Here is a 16,323-nt window from a genome sequence, read left to right on the forward strand (position 1 = left end):
TGTGTTCAGCAAAAAACCTGTGGGAGCCTGGCTTGCCAGCGATGGGGCCTTCAGACTCAGCACAAATTCCCCTGCTGCACAGTAAATCCCCCTACACCCCCTCTTCACTTGATCCTACCCCCACGCAGGCCTACTCTAGACCTCGCGCAACCGTTTCACCCCCTCCCCGCCGCTGCTCTACCGCTTCCCCCTGACAAGGAGGTTCCCGAATGTTCGATTTCCACCCCCAGCTCAAGCAGCGCTTCGCTGCCTTGCGCACGGGCGCTGAGTTCTTTTCCCTGCGGTATGTACGCGAGTCCGGCCAGTACCTGTCGGTGCGCAAGAACGTCGCCGAACCGCCGAGCCTGAGCCGTGACGAAGGCGCGATGCTCACCGTTCGCGTCAACGGCGTTGAGGCTTACGCGGCGACCAACGACCTGTCGCAACAAGGCCTGCAAGCCGCGCTAGAACGCGCCGAAATTCAGGCCCGTCGCCTCAAGCCGCACGCCTTGCTCGACCTGCGCGATCAGCCAGTGTCCAGTGATCGCGCTGATTACTTTTCGCCCAATCTCGAACAACCCTTCCCGCCTCTGAGCGAATGCTTTGAGCTGCTCGGCGCGGAATCCGCCTCGGTGCCAAAGGATGAGCGCCTGGTGAATTGGCAGGTGAGCATTGGCATTACCCACGTCGAACAGATCTACCTGAGCAGCGCCGGGGCCGAATTGCGCCAAGCCCAGCGCTTCGTTTACCCAGGCCTCGATGTCACCGCCTACGACGGCAATGACAGTCAGACCCGCAGTCTCGGTCGCGAGAACTTCGGCCAACAGGGCGGCGCTGACGTGATCAGCCGTTGTGGCCTGATCGGCGCCGGCCCGCAGGTTGCTGATCAAGCGTTGCAACTGCTGCTCGCGCCGAACACCCCGCAAGGTCCGCGCGACCTGCTGTTGATGCCGGATCAGATGATGCTGCAGATCCACGAATCCATCGGCCACCCGCTGGAGCTCGACCGCATCCTCGGCGACGAGCGCAATTACGCCGGCACCAGTTTTGTCAAAGCGAGCGACTTCGGCAGCCTGCAATACGGCTCGAAGCTGCTCAACGTGACCTTCGATCCGGGTATCCCCGAAGAACTCGCCAGCTATGGCCATGACGACGACGGCACCGAGGCCAGCAAACAATTCCTGATCCGCGAAGGGCTGCTGCTGCGTCCGCTGGGTGGTGCGCTGTCGCAATACCGTGCAGGGATGGAGGGCGTCGCCAACAGCCGCGCCTGCGGTTGGAACCGCGCACCGATCGACCGCATGGCCAACCTCAATATCGAACCCGGCGACCAGCCGCTTGAGCAGTTGATCAAAGGCATCGAGCACGGCATTTTGATGAGCACCAACCGCTCATGGTCGATCGACGATGCGCGCAACAAATTCCAGTTCGGCTGCGAATGGGGCCAGTTGATCGAAAACGGTGAACTGAAAGGCGTGGTGAAAAATCCGAACTACCGGGCGATTTCCGCGCACTTCTGGAAAAGCCTGCGCGCCGTCGGCGATGCCAATACCGTCAAGGTGCTGGGCACGCCGAACTGCGGCAAGGGTGAACCGAACCAGGTGATCCGCGTCGGCCATGCTTCGCCGGCCTGCGTATTCAGCAACGTTGATGTGTTTGGGGGAGACGCCTGATGAGCATTTCGAAGAGTCAGTCCGACGCCTTCAAGGTCATGGTCGAGTGGCTGCGCGACAGCGTCCGCGAGCCGGAGCAGTTCACCCTCAGCTATGCCGCCGAATCTTCAGCGTTCGTGCGTTTCAACCACGCCAAAGTGCGTCAGGCCGGCCAGGTTCAGCAGGCCAGCATTGTCCTGAAGCTGATCAACGACGGGCGTCACGCTGACCTGCAGGTCACCCTGTCCGGTGATCAGGAAGGCGACCTGCAACGCCTCGCCGAAGGTCTGCAACAACTGCGCGAAACTCTGCCGCTGCTGCCGCAGGATCCGTATCTGCTGCTCAATCACAATGGCTGGCAGAGCAAGAATGTGCAGGAACATCCGCTGCCGGACACGGAACAGGTGGTCGATGAAATCTGCGCCGCCGCTGAAGGTCTGGATTTGGTGGGCTTCTATGCTGCCGGCCCGATCAGCCGTGGTTTCGCCAGTTCTTCGGGGGCGTTTGGCTGGCATCAGGCCAACAGCTTCAACTTCGACTTCAGCCTGTTCCATGAGAACGGCGAAGCGGTGAAAGCCAGCTATGCCGGGCATGATTGGAGCAGCGAAGGTTTCGCCAAGCGCTTCGGCCAGGCCCGCGAGCAACTGGAGTTTCTCGGTCGTCCACTGCGCACCTTGGCGCCGGGGCAATACCGCGCGTACCTGGCACCGGCGGCACTGGAAGAAATCATGGGCATGCTGAGCTGGGGCGGTTTCTCCGCGCAGTCGATTGCCAGCAAGAGCAGCCCGTTGCAGAAGTTATATGTCGGCGATCAGGCGTTCAGTCCGCTGGTGTCGCTGGACGAAAAGGTCAGCGAATCGCTGAGCCCGGCGTTTTCCGGCGAAGGGTATCCGCGCAGCGATCTGCGGCTGATCGTCGAAGGCAAGGCTGGCGATCAACTGGTCGGCTCGCGCAGTGCCGCTGAATATGGTCTGACCGCCAACGGCGCCAGCGGCGGTGAATCGCCGAGTGCATTGAACATGGCAGCCGGTGATCTGTCCCAAGCAGAGATCCTCAAGCAGTTGGGCACCGGGTTGTATATCAGCAACCTGTGGTATCTGAACTTCTCGGATCAACCGGCGGCACGCATGACCGGCATGACCCGCTTCGCGACCTTCTGGGTCGAGAACGGCGAGATTCAGGCGCCGGTCAGCACCATGCGTTTTGACGACAGCGCTTACAGCTTGCTCGGTTCGCAGCTGGAAGCGTTGACCGCCGAGCGCGAATTGCTGCTGTCGGCGAGTACGTACAGCCAGCGCAATACGTCGTCGGCGTTGCTGCCGGGGGCGCTGGTGAGCCGTTTGACCTTGACCCTCTGACGGCGATCGTTCCCGCGCTCTGCGTGGGAATGCAGCCGGGGACGCTCTGCGTCCCAGCCAAAAGCGGACGCCAAGCGTCCGTTGAGGCATTCCCACGCAGAGCGTGGGAACGATCATCAAACAGACAACAAGAGGTTCCATGCCCAACCGCCCGCCTCTCGACGCCATCACCGCCCGCTGGTTGCCGTGGGTCGTCGCCATTGCGTTCTTCATGCAGTCCCTCGACGGGACCATCCTCAACACCGCGCTGCCCGCGATGGCCCGCGATCTCGCCGAAGACCCCTTGCGCATGCAGGGCGTGATCATCGCCTACATGCTCACCGTGGCCTTGCTGATCCCCGCCTCGGGCTGGATCGCCGACCGCTTCGGCACCAAGAAAATCTTCTTCGGCGCGATCCTGCTGTTCAGCTTCGGCTCACTGCTCTGCGCGCTGTCGAGCAGCCTGAGCATGCTGATCGGCGCCCGTGTCATTCAGGGGCTGGGCGGCGCGTTGATGCTGCCGGTCGGGCGACTCGTCGTACTGCGCGCTTATCCGCGATCCGAGCTGGTGCGGATCATGGGTTTCATCACCATCCCCGGCCTGCTCGGCCCGCTGATCGGCCCGACCATGGGCGGCTGGATGGTCGAATACCTGACGTGGCACTGGATCTTTTTAATCAACCTGCCGGTCGGCGTGATCGGTTGCTACGCGGTGTGGAAATTCATTCCCGACCTGCGCGGCACCGAGCGCACGCGGTTCGATAGCCTCGGCTTCCTGCTGTTCGGCGCGGCGATGATCCTGATCACCATCGCCATGGAAGGCCTCGGCGAATTGCACCTGCCGCACCTGCGCGTGATGTTGCTACTGTTCGGCGGCATGGCCTGTCTGGCGGCGTACTGGTTGCGCGCCGGGCACATCGAAAACCCGCTGTTCGCGCCGTCGCTGTTCAAGACCCGCACCTTTGCCGTCGGTATTCTCGGCAACCTGTTCGCGCGTTTGGGCAGCGGTGCACTGCCGTTTCTGGTGCCGCTGCTGCTGCAAGTGGCGCTGGGTTATTCGCCGTCGCAAGCGGGGATGAGCATGCTGCCGCTGGCTGCTGCGGCGATGATCGCCAAGTGGGTGGCGCGCCCACTGATCGAGCGCCTGGGTTATCGCATCGTGCTGACCGGCAATACGCTGGCACTGGGGATCATGCTGGCAAGCATGGGCTTGGTCAGCGAACAGACGCCGTACTGGCTGTTGCTGTGCCTGCTGGCAGTGCTAGGCGCGATCAACTCGTTGCAGTTCACTGCGATGAACACGGTGACGTTGATTGATCTCGACGATGCCAGCGCCAGCAGCGGCAACAGCTTGCTCTCGGTGGTCGCGCAGTTGTCGTTGAGTCTCGGGGTTGCCTGCGCCGGCGCGTTGCTCGGCGGGTTTACTGCAGAGATCGGTAACGATGGTGTCGAAACCGTGCTCGGCGCGTTCCAGCTGACCTTCGTCACCGTCGGGATCATGGCGATGCTGGCGGCGACGATCTTCTCGCAACTGTCGAAAGAAGACGGCCGCCGCGCCAAACGTCCGGAAGAACACATCGAACATTAATCACTGTTCGTCCAGAACTTTCGAGGAAAGTGGCACGGGGCTGCTACACTGCGCGACATTTTGTTTTGCAGGCCAGTCCCGTGACCACCATCGCCACCGCTTTTAATACTCTGCCGCTGTCCGCCGCCATGCTGGCTAACCTCGAATCCCTCGGTTATGCCCAGATGACGCCGATCCAGGCGCAGAGCTTGCCGGTGATCCTCAAAGGGATGGACCTGATCGCTCAGGCCAAGACCGGCAGCGGCAAGACTGCCGCCTTCGGCATCGGCCTGCTGAACCCGATCAACCCGCGCTACTTCGGTTGCCAGGCGCTGGTGATCTGCCCGACCCGTGAGCTGGCTGACCAGGTCGCCAAGGAAATCCGTCGTCTGGCCCGCGCCGAAGACAACATCAAAGTCCTGACCCTGTGCGGCGGCGTCTCGTTCGGCCCGCAGATCGCTTCGCTGGAACACGGCGCGCACATCATCGTCGGCACCCCGGGCCGTATTCAGCAGCACCTGCGCAAGGGTTCGCTGGTCCTCGATGGCCTGAATACGCTGATCCTCGACGAAGCCGATCGCATGCTCGACATGGGTTTCTACGACGCCATCGAAGACATCATCGTCAAGACTCCGGAGCGTCGTCAGACCCTGCTGTTCTCCGCGACTTACCCGGTGGGCATCAAGCAACTGGCGTCGAAATTCATGCGTGACCCGCAAACGGTGAAAGCTGAAGCGTTCCACGATGACACCCAGATCGAGCAGCGCTTCTACGAGATTTCTCCGGAAGACCGCATGAGCGCAGTGACCAAAGTCCTGCACCACTTCCGCCCGGCGTCCTGCGTGGCGTTCTGCTTCACCAAGCAGCAGGTTCAGGAAACCGTTGATCACCTGACCGCCAAAGGCATTTCCGCTGTCGGCCTGCACGGCGATCTGGAACAGCGTGACCGCGATCAGGTGCTGGCGATGTTCGCCAACCGCAGTACTTCGGTACTGGTTGCCACCGACGTTGCCGCCCGTGGTCTGGACATCGATGCGCTGGACATGGTGATCAACGTCGAACTGGCGCGCGATTCGGAAATCCACATTCACCGCGTCGGCCGTACCGGTCGTGCTGGCGAGAAAGGCATCGCGATCAGCCTGGTTGCTCCGGGTGAAGCGCATCGCGCCCAAGCCATCGAACAGCTGCAGAAATCGCCGCTGAACTGGGATCAGGTCGATAACCTCAAGTCCCAGGGCCTCGCCCCGTTGCAGCCGCCGATGACCACCCTGTGTATCGGTGCTGGCCGTAAAGACAAGGTGCGTCCGGGCGACATTCTCGGTGCGCTGACTGGTGATGCCGGCATTCCGGGTGCGCAGGTGGGCAAGATCGCGATCTTCGACTTCCAGGCTTATGTCGCCGTGGACCGCACCGTGGCCATGCAGGCCTTGCAGCGCTTGAACGATGGCAAGATCAAGGGCCGTTCGCTGCGCGTGCGCATCCTGTAAGAACAACGTAACTCCCCTGTAGGAGCTGCCGCAGGCTGCGATCTTTTGACTTTGTTTTTAAAGAGCAAGATCAAAAGATCGCAGCCTGCGGCAGCTCCTACAGTTCGTTTTGTGGTGATATTTCAGAGGACACCGTTTTGCGCTCTACCGAAGTCATGATCATTGGCGCTGGCGCCGCTGGGTTGATGTGTGCACTGACCGCCGCCGGGCGTGGGCGTCAGGTGTTGCTGCTCGACCACGCGAACAAGGCCGGCAAGAAAATCCTGATGTCGGGCGGTGGCCGCTGCAATTTCACCAACATGTACACCGAACCGAGCAACTTCCTCTCGCAGAACCCGCATTTCTGCAAATCCGCACTGGCGCGCTACACCCAGTGGGATTTCATCGGCATGGTCGGGAAGCACGCCGTGCCGTACCACGAGAAAAAACTCGGTCAGTTGTTCTGCGATAACAAGTCCAGCGACATTCTTGAAATGCTCCTGACCGAGTGCGATCAGGCCGGCGTCGAGTTGCATCTGGACACCTCGATCCAGACCATCGAGAAGGTCGAAAGCGGTTACCTGCTCGACACCACCCTCGGCCAGATCCAGTGCCAATCGTTGGTCATCGCCACCGGCGGGCTGTCGATCCCGACGTTGGGCGCCACCGGTTTCGGTTATCAGGTCGCCAAGCAGTTCGGCCACGAATTGCTGCCGACCCGCGCCGGCCTGGTGCCGTTCACCATCACCGATCAGCTCAAGGAATTGTGTACCGAGCTGTCCGGGACTTCGGTGGATTGTCTGGTCAGCTGCAACGATCAGAGCTTCCGCGAGAACATTCTGTTTACCCATCGCGGCCTCAGTGGCCCGGCGATCTTGCAGATATCCTCGTTCTGGGAATCTGGCGACACGGTGGAGATCAACCTGCTGCCGGATCACGACGCCGCGAGCTGGCTGCAACAGCAGGTGACCGAGCGCCCGAACAGCGAGTTGAAAACGTTGCTGGGTGAAATCTTCACCAAGAAGATGGCCAACTTGCTGGCGGACAACTGGTTTGTCTCCAAGCCGATGAAGCAGTACACCCACGCGGAGCTGGCGGAAATCGCCGAGAAGCTGGGCAGCTGGAAAGTCGTGCCGGCGGGGACTGAAGGTTATCGGACTGCCGAGGTAACGCTCGGTGGCGTTGATACTCGCGAAGTGTCGTCGAAAACCATGGAATCGCTGAAAAGCCCTGGCCTGTACTTCATTGGCGAAGTGCTCGACGTCACCGGTCACTTGGGCGGCTTCAACTTCCAGTGGGCCTGGGCCTCCGGCTACGCTGCCGCGCAGTACGTCTGATCCCTTTCTTTCGAATGTGAAATGCAATTCCTGTGGGAGCTGGCTTGCCAGCGATGAGGTCGGTACATCCAACATCTTTGTTGACTGTCAGGCAGCCATCGCTGGCAAGTCGAATCGTCGCACCGCAGCTCCCACAGGGTTATGTGCCCAATCCAAGATTTAATCCGGCACAAGATCTCAAAGGAACACTTTTTGCTGCCAGATGTGATCGGCGCCATTGCGTCGGCGTCATTACTGGCTCAATTTAGCGGCATAGCCTCGGAAGGCCTTCGCACTTCATGTCCTCGACCTCGTTTCGTCAGTCTTTGCGGCGCCTGTGGGCGCTGGATAAATTCAGCTACAGCGTGCGGGTGTTCATCGCCCTGACCGGCAGCATGGCGCTGTGCTGGTATCAGGATGAAATGGCCCTGCTGATCCCGTTGTTCCTGGGGATCATCGCCAGCGCCCTGGCTGAAACCGACGACAGTTGGCAGGGCCGCCTCAACGCCCTCGCCGTGACGCTGGTGTGCTTCAGCATCGCAGCGCTGTCGGTGGAACTGCTCTTCCCCTACCCCATCGTGTTTGCCATTGCCCTGGCGCTGGCGAGTTTCGGCCTGACGATGCTCGGTGCGCTCGGCGAGCGTTATGGCGCGATTGCCTCAGCGACGCTGATTCTGTCGGTGTACACGATGATCGGTGTGGATCAGCGCGGCGGCGCGGTCACTGATTTCTGGCACGAACCGATGCTGCTGGTCGCCGGCGCTGCGTGGTACGGCTTGCTCTCGGTGCTGTGGCAGGCGCTGTTTTCCAATCAGCCAGTGCAGCAAAGCCTGGCGCGATTGTTCCGCGAACTGGGTTTCTATCTGAAGCTGAAAGCCTCGCTGTTCGAACCGATCCGCCAACTCGACGTCGAAGCCCGGCGTCTGGAACTGGCCCAGCAAAACGGTCGCGTGGTCGCTGCGTTGAACAGTGCCAAGGAAATCATTCTGCACCGGGTCGGTAACGGCCGCCCCGGCTCGAAAGTCAGCCGCTACCTGAAGCTGTACTTCCTCGCCCAGGACATCCACGAACGCGCCAGCTCCTCGCACTATCCGTACAACGCCCTCGCCGATGCGTTTTTTCACAGCGATGTGCTGTTCCGCTGCCAGCGCCTGTTGCGCCAGCAAGGCAAGGCCTGCCGCGCCTTGGCCGAATCGATCCAGATGCGCCAGCCATTCATTTACGACGCGAGTTTCGCCGAAGCCCTGAGCGACCTCGACGCCTCCCTCGAACACCTGCGCATCCAGAGCAACCCGGCCTGGCGCGGATTGCTCCGTTCGCTGCGCGCACTGGCGGCCAACCTTGGCACCCTCGACCGCTTGCTCAGTGACGCGAGCAACCCCGACGCCCTGGCCGACGCGACCGACAGCAGCCTGCTCGACCGCTCGCCGCGCAACCTCAAGGACGTCTGGATTCGCTTGCGCACGCAACTGACGCCGACGTCTTTGCTGTTCCGTCACGCCCTGCGCCTGCCGCTGGCGCTGAGTATCGGCTACGGCATGGTGCATCTGATTCACCCGTCGCAGGGTTACTGGATCATCCTCACCACGCTGTTCGTCTGCCAGCCAAACTACGGCGCCACCCGACGCAAACTCGGTCAGCGGATCTTCGGCACCGCCATTGGCCTGACCGTGGCGTGGGCGCTGTTCGACCTGTTCCCGAGCCCGCTGGTGCAGTCGTGTTTCGCCATCGCCGCCGGCGTGGTGTTCTTTACTAACCGCACCACCCGTTACACCTTGGCGACGGCTGCGATCACCATCATGGTGCTGTTCTGCTTCAACCAGGTCGGCGACGGTTACGGGCTATTCCTGCCTCGGCTGTTCGATACATTGCTTGGTAGCCTGATCGCAGGCCTGACGGTGTTTCTGTTCCTGCCGGACTGGCAGGGTCGACGCTTGAACAAAGTGCTGGCCAACACCCTGACCTGCAACAGCATCTACCTGCGCCAGATCATGCAGCAATACGCCGCCGGCAAAAGCGACGACCTCGCCTATCGGCTGGCCCGACGCAACGCGCACAACGCCGATGCCGCGCTGTCGACGACGCTGGCGAACATGCTCATGGAGCCGGGGCACTTCCGTAAGGAAGCCGACGTGGGTTTCCGTTTTCTGGTGCTGTCGCACACGTTGTTGAGTTATCTGTCAGGGCTGGGTGCGCATCGCGAGACCCAGTTGCCAGCAGAGGTGCGCGAGCATTTGATTGATGGCGCTGGGGTGAAGCTGGCGGCGAGCATCGACGAAATCGCCCAAGGTCTGGCGAACAAGCAGCCGGTGGCGATTCAGAGTGACGAAGAAGAAGCGCTGGCCAATGAGCTGGAGCAGATGGCCGATGAAATTGATGAAGGGCAGCGGTTGGTGCAGACGCAACTTGCGCTGATTTGCCGGCAGTTGGGGCCGTTGCGGACGTTGGCGGCGCATCTGATCAAGGACACCGCTGAAGTTTGAGGTGGCCGGACTGGCGCCATCGCTGGCAAGCCAGCTCCCACAGGATTTGTATACACCGTGAAACCAGTGGGAGCTGCGGTGCGACGATTCGGCTTGCCAGCAATGAAGCCATCAGCAACAACACAACCCTGAAATCAGAAACTCACATCCCATGCTGCCTCAACAACTTGTCATAACTCCCATCCGCCTTCATCGCCGCAATCGCCTTGTCAAACCCCGCGACAATCTGCTCATGCTGCGGATTCTTCAGGCTCACCAGAATATGCAGGCTGTTCTCACTCAACGGCTTGGGCAAAAATTCCACCGAATTGCGCACCCTGGCTGATTCCCGCGCCAGGTAATACTTCGCCACGTACTCATCCTCCAGCGTCAACTTGACCCGGTCCGCCGCGAGCATGCGCACGGCCATGGCGAAGTTATGCACAGGGACTTTTTGCAAAGCCGTGTCGGCATCGAACGGCGCCGAATAGGCATAGCCGCGCACCACGGCAATCGGATAGGTGTGCAGTTGCTGCAGATTGGAGTAATCGAGAGGCGTGTCTTTGCGCTTGAGAAAACGGATGCGATTAAGCAGATACTCCCCGGAAAACTGCCCGAGTTTCGTCCGCTCGTCGTTGTACCAGGCGTTGACCAGCACGTCGTAACGCCCTTCACCCACACCGAGCAGCGCCCGTGCCCAAGGCACCTGTTCATATCCACTGGCGTAACCGGCCCGGGCCAGCGCGGTGCTGACGATGTCGGTGGCCAGTCCACCGTTGACCAGCGTGTCGTCGGTAAAGGGTGGCCAGATATCAAACACCAGCCGCAGCTTCTCCGCTGCGGCGGTCTGAGCCAGCAAGAGCAATCCGATCAAAGCAAAGGCTCGATGCAGTCGCGGCATGCTTGAAAATCCTTAGCGGGCGAGTTGCCCAGCATGTTTTCAGTCAAAACCCCAAGGCCCCTTACCGGCAAAACCCAGGCACTAACCTTAGCTCAATGGAGCCAAGGCACCGTGCTCTCCTGCAGATTACACAAAGAAGTCACCAGCGCGCGAAAGGAATGATGGCATTTTGATCTTTGTCACAGACTCTTACGCCATGCAGACATCAATGGCGAGGACGCTTAGTATCGGGCGACACGTACAAGGAATCGGAAAATGACAGTCGAGTGGATCTGCAAACATCACAGCGACCTGGGTAAAGAACAGCTGTACGCGCTGTTGAAACTTCGGTCAGACGTGTTCGTGGTCGAACAGAAATGCGCCTACCCGGACCTCGACGGCCAGGATCTGGAAGGCGACACCTATCACCTGATGGGCTGGGAAGATGATCAGCTGATGGCTTACCTGCGCTTGCTCGATCCGGAATCCCAGGGCGGCGACGTGGTGATTGGCCGAGTGATCACCGCACCGCAAGGGCGCGGCAAAGGACTGGGTCACGAAATGATGGAGCAGGCGTTGAAACAGGCGGAAAAGCATTGGCCGCAGGTGCCGATCTATCTGTCGGCGCAGGCGCATTTGCAGGGGTACTACGGCAAGTACGGGTTTGTTGTGGCGGGTGAGGAATATCTGGAGGATGACATTCCGCATATCGGGATGCGTCGTTCTTAAGGGCCTCATCGCTGGCAAGCCAGCTCCCACAGGGTTCTACGATGAACACAAATTTTGTGTACGACTGATAAACCTGTGGGAGCTGGCTTGCCAGCGATGGCGTCAGCTCGATCACTGCAAGAATCAAGGGTATTCAAGCACTGCCTTGATCTGCCGCAAATTCCGCTCGATCCACCCGCGATCAATCGCTCCCCACTCACGAATCCGATAGCGCCCGGCATGGTTGCGTGCGCCCTCTTCCTGCTCGAATTCGCAGACGATATCCAGATCGGCCAACGCCGCAATCGTGTCCTGCGCGGTGCGCCGGGGCATGCCGGTGACTTCGGTCAGCGCCGGCACACTCGGCGCCAGACCGCTATCGATCAGATACGCCACATAAAGGCGGCGGTAAAAGCTGCTTTTGGTCTTGCTGACGTCCATCCCCACCTTCCTGGTTGCGACTGTTGTTACTGCATGTCCCGCCACGTCAGGTAAACACGCAGATCAAATTCGATCTGGTGATACCCCGGCAGCATGTGTTCACACAATTTATAAAACGCCTTGTTGTGATCCGACTCTTTGAAGTGCGCCAGTTCGTGCACGACGATCATTTTCAGAAAGTCCGGCGCGGCGTCCTTGAACAGCGAGGCGATACGAATCTCTTTCTTGGCCTTGAGCTTGCCACCCTGCACCCGCGACACCGTGGTGTGCAGGCCGAGCGCGCGATGAGTCAGGTCGAGGCGGTTGTCGAACAGCACCTTGTCGATGGCCGGAGCGTTGCGCAGGTATTCCTGCTTTAGATCCAGCGCGTAGCTGTACAACGCCTTATCGCTCTGCACATCGTGCCGCCCCGGATAACGCTGGCTCAGGTAATCACCCAAGCGCCCTTCGGCGATCAGTTGGCGCACCTGATCCTGCAATTGCGCGGGATAGGCCTGGAGGTACTTCAACACAGTCATGGACGGGCGACACGGTTCGAAAAAAGGTGCGCCAGTGTAGCGAATTCAACCGGGCAGCGCGCTCCAGTCAAAGGGCTCGGCAAAACTCGCCGCGTCTTCGGCGATCAATGGCCGGGCGACGAGGAAGCCTTGCACGTATTCGCAACCGTGGGCCTGCAGCCATTGGTATTGCTCGATGGTTTCGACACCCTCGGCAATCACCAGCAAACCGTATTGCTTACACAGGTTGATCACCGTGCTCACCAGCGAAGCGTCGCGTGCCGAGTCCGGCAATCGGGCGATGAGGTGGCGATCAAGCTTGAGCGTGTCCAGTTCCAGATCGCGCAAATGCGCCAGCGAGCAGGGCCCGGAACCGAAGTCATCCAACGCCACCCGCACCCCGAGATTGCGCAACAGACGAAGCTGCTTGCGGGTTTCATCAGGGTTCTGCATCAGCGCTTCTTCGGTGACTTCAACCTCCAGTTGCCGTGGCTGCAGGGCATGGCGCTCCATCACCTGGCGCAATTCGGTGACCAGATTCGGCAGGCTGAACTGGGTGTTGCTCAGGCTCACGCCGAGCACCAGATCGTCGGCGAACAAGGTTTCCCAGGCTTTGCGCTGACCGGCCCCGCGATGATAAATCCAGCTGCCGAGACGACTGATCAGCCGCGCCTCTTCCAGCAATGGCAGGAACAGGCCTGGTGGGACATCACCGACGCTCGGGTGCTGCCAGCGCAGCAGTGCTTCAAACCCTCGGATCTGCCCGGTGTCGATGGCCACTTGCGGCTGGTAGACCAGATTGAAATCGCGGTTTTCGATGGCGGTGCGCACGCTTTCTTCCAGCATCAAGCGCGAACGGGCGCGACCATTCATTTCATGATCATAGAAGCGATATTGCTGGCGACCCGCGCGCTTGGCTTCGTACATGGCGATGTCAGAAGCGCGCAGCAGGCCGTCGAGGTTCGAACCGCAATCGGGAAAGGTGGCAATGCCAATACTGGCGCCAAGGGCGATATCCAATCCTTCGATCTGCTGACAGATCGATACGCGTTCGATGAGCTTCTCGGAAATTTTCGCCGCTTGTTCGGGAAACTCCAGATCCAGCAGCGCGGTAAATTCATCGCCGCCCATGCGCGCGAGAATGTCGAATGGCCGCAGACAGGCTTTCAATTGCTCGGAGACCCAGCGCAACACGCGGTCGCCAGCATCATGGCCCAGCGAATCGTTGACCCGTTTGAAACCGTCGAGATCCAGATACAACAGCACCCAACTGCTGTCGCTGCGTTCGCCGCGCAGCAGCAGGTTTTCCACGGTCTGGTAAAAGCCCCGGCGATTGAGCAAGCCAGTCAAAGGATCAGTGACCGCCTGAAACTCCAGTTGCTGATGCAGATGGCGCACGACCGACATGTCCAGCACGGTCACCACCATGGCATGTTGTTCGGCGGGTAACGTCGCGCAGGACAAGGCCACCGGCACCTGCTGCCCCGGCGCCGTGCGCAGCAGCGCATCGTGCAGGCGCAAGGTTTCGCCACGTTTGTAACTGGCATAGAACTCGGAATCGGCCCACACCGGAATGTGAGGTTTCTGCAGATAGTCGAGGAACTCCTTCCCCTCCAACTCCTTCACCGGCGCATTCAGCAGCCGTGAAATCGCCGGGTTGGCGAAGCGGATCACGCCATCTTCACCCAATACCAGAATGCCTTCGGCGGCGTTATCCAGCACTGAAGCATTGAATGCCCGCGCCACTTCCAGATCGTGACTCAAGCGCTGCAAGGCGCGGCGATTACGCTGGTGCTCCAGCAACGCCTGAACCTTGGGCTTGAGAATCTGCGGGTCGAACGGTTTGAACAGGTAATCCACCGCACCACTGGCATAGCCCTTGATCACGGCATCCTGAGATTGCTCGTTGGCGGTGAGAAAAATAATTGGCGTGAGCCGCGTACGCTGGCTGCCGCGCATCAGCCGCGCGACTTCGAAGCCGTCCATGCCCGGCATCTGCACATCCAGCAGCACCAGGTCGACGTCATGTTCGAGCAACAGACTGAGCGCCTCGAAACCGGAGGCAGCGGTGATGACTTGCCAGTCCTGACGCTGCAGTAAAGCACGCATGCTGATCAGGTTTTCAGGGTAATCATCCACGATTAAAAGGACAGAGCTGCCTTCACCTGGCTGTGGTTGCGCGCATTCCATGCTGCTTCTCTTGTCGGGACTTCAGGCCGGTTTCCGGACAAAACCGTACACATTCTGAGCGTTCACTCTAGTCCGGGATCGGCCAAAGCAATAGCTGTCATCAGGCCATCATTTAAACAAAGTGTCGTTTAGCCGACTAACGGTCACCGCCGTAACCCCCGGAAACCGGGAAAGATGGCATTTCGACAGGATGTTGACGCCAATCATCTGCCAAACGGGCGTTAACAAAAATCGCCTCTACGCTTATAAAGGCCGCCCCCAAAAGACGCGGGCTAGAGCTTCTGGCACCCGCGTTCAGGATGAATCGAGTGGAAGAACCGACATGATCGATCTCGCAACCTGGAACCTCAGCGTTCCCGTCGGCAGTCCGCCGTACACCGTCGAAACCTCAAAACTGGTGAATGGCTTCAAGGATCAGTACTTCCATTCCGACACCGGCACCTTGTTCTTCTGGTCTCCGGTTACCGGGTCAAAAACCGAAAACGCCATCTACCCGCGCACCGAACTGCGCGAAACCTACAGCAACGGCACGCTGCGTAACTGGTATTACCCGGACGCCGACAACCTGCTGCGCGCGACCGTCACAGTCAACAAAGTGCCCAGCTCCGGCAAGATCGTCATTGGCCAGATCCACGCCTATGAAAGCCAGAAGCCGATGGTCAAGCTCGAGTACCAATACAAGACCAAAACCGAAACCGGCAACCTGGTGATCAAAGTGCGCATGCACCCGGATGACGACGAAAGTCGCGTCATTACTCTCGCAAGCGGCATCAAACTGGATCGCGAATTCAACTACCTCATCCATTTAAGCCCTGGCGGCGCATTGGGTGTGAGTGCAGCGGGTTATCAATGGGACTCGCAGATCAGTGCGACGTGGCGCAACAAACCGCTGTACTTCAAGGCTGGCGTTTATGTGCAGGACAATACCGGCTACACCAGCGAAGGCGGCCAGGTGACCTTCACCAAGCTGGATATTGATCACGATAAATAACTTCGCGAGGCCCCCAAACCTGTGGGAGTTGGCTTGCCAACGATGACGACCTCTAAGCCAACTCATTTCGTGCAGACCACTTCCGATCCCACTGTAGGAGTGAGCCTGCTCGCGATGACGGACCAGCATCCAACATCTGTGCTGACTGATCCACCGCCTTCGCGAGCAGGCTCACTCCTACAGGGGGTCAGCTGTGCGCCACAGACTGCGCCACGTCCACTTTATCCAGAACGCGATTTACCGCGAGTTCGGCCAGCATGATGATCTGCTGAATCGCCAGAATCGTATGCCGCTGCGGGCTATCGACATATGCCGCAATATCGCTGGTCATGATGCTCGCCGAGGCCAGCGATTCACATGCATGGGCCAACAGGCTTTCGTTATCCATGTCAGGAGCGACCTGAAACATGGTGCTGGGCTTGTGGAATTTCAGGGCGGTGACGTTCGGTTTGAGGTAATGATCGAGCGCACGCTCGGCAGCGTCGTGGAGCTTTCTGGAATCGAGAGATTCGTACGGGGATGTGCAATCGCCTTCGGGCGGATTGGGTGTTGGTTTGATCATCGTGAACTCCAAGTGATGCATTGAGCTGCCACTGATCGCTGCGACGCGACGGAGGGAGGCAGCTGTACGCGGGGTCGCAGACCGGATCACTTGGAAATCCGGCATACCCGAGGGTATTCCGCGCACAGCCACCATCAACAAACACAAACACCGAAGCGTTACGGTTTGGGGTGGCGATTATGCACCAAGTGAGCTGAACGGACTGCGACGTCCGATCGCTGAATTCAGCGATCCCCAGAGCCTATCTATCCCACTTCCGACGGACAACCGACGCG

At 59.8% G+C, this 16,323-nt stretch carries 13 protein-coding genes; 8 read left to right on the forward strand and 5 right to left on the reverse strand.

Annotated elements, in window-relative coordinates; genetic code table 11:
- The first annotated feature begins 209 nt into the window (after nucleotides 1–209).
- The 6 genes from AC3Y64_RS25995 to yccS all read left to right on the forward strand — a co-directional run bounded on the left by AC3Y64_RS25995 (nucleotide 210) and on the right by yccS (nucleotide 9,800).
- Nucleotides 210–1,652, forward strand: a complete 1,443-nt coding sequence (locus tag AC3Y64_RS25995; RefSeq protein WP_489985707.1) for a TldD/PmbA family protein — start codon at nucleotides 210–212, stop codon at nucleotides 1,650–1,652.
- Nucleotides 1,652–2,989 carry a TldD/PmbA family protein gene (locus AC3Y64_RS26000; RefSeq protein ID WP_158958450.1) on the forward strand — a complete coding sequence of 446 codons (1,338 nt, stop codon included), beginning with the start codon at nucleotides 1,652–1,654 and terminating at the stop codon, nucleotides 2,987–2,989. The genes AC3Y64_RS25995 and AC3Y64_RS26000 overlap by 1 nt, the downstream gene beginning before the upstream one ends.
- Nucleotides 2,990–3,128: 139 nt before the next feature.
- Nucleotides 3,129–4,556 carry a multidrug transporter subunit MdtD gene (gene mdtD, locus AC3Y64_RS26005; protein WP_150729902.1) on the forward strand — a complete coding sequence of 476 codons (1,428 nt, stop codon included), beginning with the start codon at nucleotides 3,129–3,131 and terminating at the stop codon, nucleotides 4,554–4,556.
- A 128-nt stretch (nucleotides 4,557–4,684) separates the two neighbouring features.
- Complete coding sequence (gene dbpA, locus AC3Y64_RS26010; protein WP_230669476.1) at nucleotides 4,685–6,022, forward strand: ATP-dependent RNA helicase DbpA; 1,338 nt, start codon at nucleotides 4,685–4,687, stop codon at nucleotides 6,020–6,022.
- A gap of 137 nt (nucleotides 6,023–6,159) precedes the next feature.
- Nucleotides 6,160–7,338, forward strand: coding sequence for a BaiN/RdsA family NAD(P)/FAD-dependent oxidoreductase (locus AC3Y64_RS26015; protein ID WP_489985708.1), 1,179 nt, complete (start codon nucleotides 6,160–6,162; stop codon nucleotides 7,336–7,338).
- A gap of 278 nt (nucleotides 7,339–7,616) precedes the next feature.
- A complete protein-coding gene (yccS, locus tag AC3Y64_RS26020; protein ID WP_489985709.1) occupies nucleotides 7,617–9,800 on the forward strand; it encodes a YccS family putative transporter in 2,184 nt (727 codons plus the stop codon).
- Nucleotides 9,801–9,942: 142 nt separating this feature from the next.
- Here yccS and AC3Y64_RS26025 read toward each other — a convergent pair whose 3' ends face one another.
- Nucleotides 9,943–10,680 carry a substrate-binding periplasmic protein gene (locus tag AC3Y64_RS26025; RefSeq protein WP_242209559.1) on the reverse strand — a complete coding sequence of 246 codons (738 nt, stop codon included), beginning with the start codon at nucleotides 10,678–10,680 and terminating at the stop codon, nucleotides 9,943–9,945.
- Nucleotides 10,681–10,935: 255 nt separating this feature from the next.
- Here AC3Y64_RS26025 and AC3Y64_RS26030 point away from each other — a divergent pair, with 255 nt between their 5' ends.
- Entirely contained in the window at nucleotides 10,936–11,388 is a 453-nt protein-coding gene (locus tag AC3Y64_RS26030) for a GNAT family N-acetyltransferase (protein WP_158958458.1), read from the forward strand.
- A gap of 123 nt (nucleotides 11,389–11,511) precedes the next feature.
- Here AC3Y64_RS26030 and AC3Y64_RS26035 read toward each other — a convergent pair whose 3' ends face one another.
- Genes AC3Y64_RS26035 through AC3Y64_RS26045 form a run of 3 tightly spaced genes read right to left on the reverse strand, consistent with a single transcriptional unit; the run spans nucleotide 11,512 to nucleotide 14,495 of the window.
- Complete coding sequence (locus tag AC3Y64_RS26035; protein WP_003229005.1) at nucleotides 11,512–11,808, reverse strand: winged helix-turn-helix domain-containing protein; 297 nt, start codon at nucleotides 11,806–11,808, stop codon at nucleotides 11,512–11,514.
- Between the two features lie 26 nt (nucleotides 11,809–11,834).
- A complete protein-coding gene (locus AC3Y64_RS26040) occupies nucleotides 11,835–12,326 on the reverse strand; it encodes a M48 metallopeptidase family protein (RefSeq protein WP_489985710.1) in 492 nt (163 codons plus the stop codon).
- 45 nt (nucleotides 12,327–12,371) lie between these two features.
- A complete protein-coding gene (locus AC3Y64_RS26045) occupies nucleotides 12,372–14,495 on the reverse strand; it encodes a putative bifunctional diguanylate cyclase/phosphodiesterase (protein WP_489985711.1) in 2,124 nt (707 codons plus the stop codon).
- Between the two features lie 322 nt (nucleotides 14,496–14,817).
- Between AC3Y64_RS26045 and AC3Y64_RS26050 the strand changes: the two genes are divergently transcribed.
- The gene (locus tag AC3Y64_RS26050; protein ID WP_489985712.1) at nucleotides 14,818–15,486 is read left to right on the forward strand and encodes a polysaccharide lyase family 7 protein; all 669 of its coding nucleotides are present in this window, start codon (nucleotides 14,818–14,820) and stop codon (nucleotides 15,484–15,486) included.
- Nucleotides 15,487–15,673: 187 nt separating this feature from the next.
- On the opposite strand, the gene AC3Y64_RS26055 is transcribed toward AC3Y64_RS26050, so the two are convergent.
- On the reverse strand, nucleotides 15,674–16,048 hold the full coding sequence (locus tag AC3Y64_RS26055; protein ID WP_489985713.1) for a DUF6124 family protein: 375 nt from the start codon (nucleotides 16,046–16,048) through the stop codon (nucleotides 15,674–15,676).
- Nucleotides 16,049–16,323 lie beyond the last annotated feature (275 nt).

This window comes from Pseudomonas sp. 4CAES_32.4, from assembly GCF_058136335.1.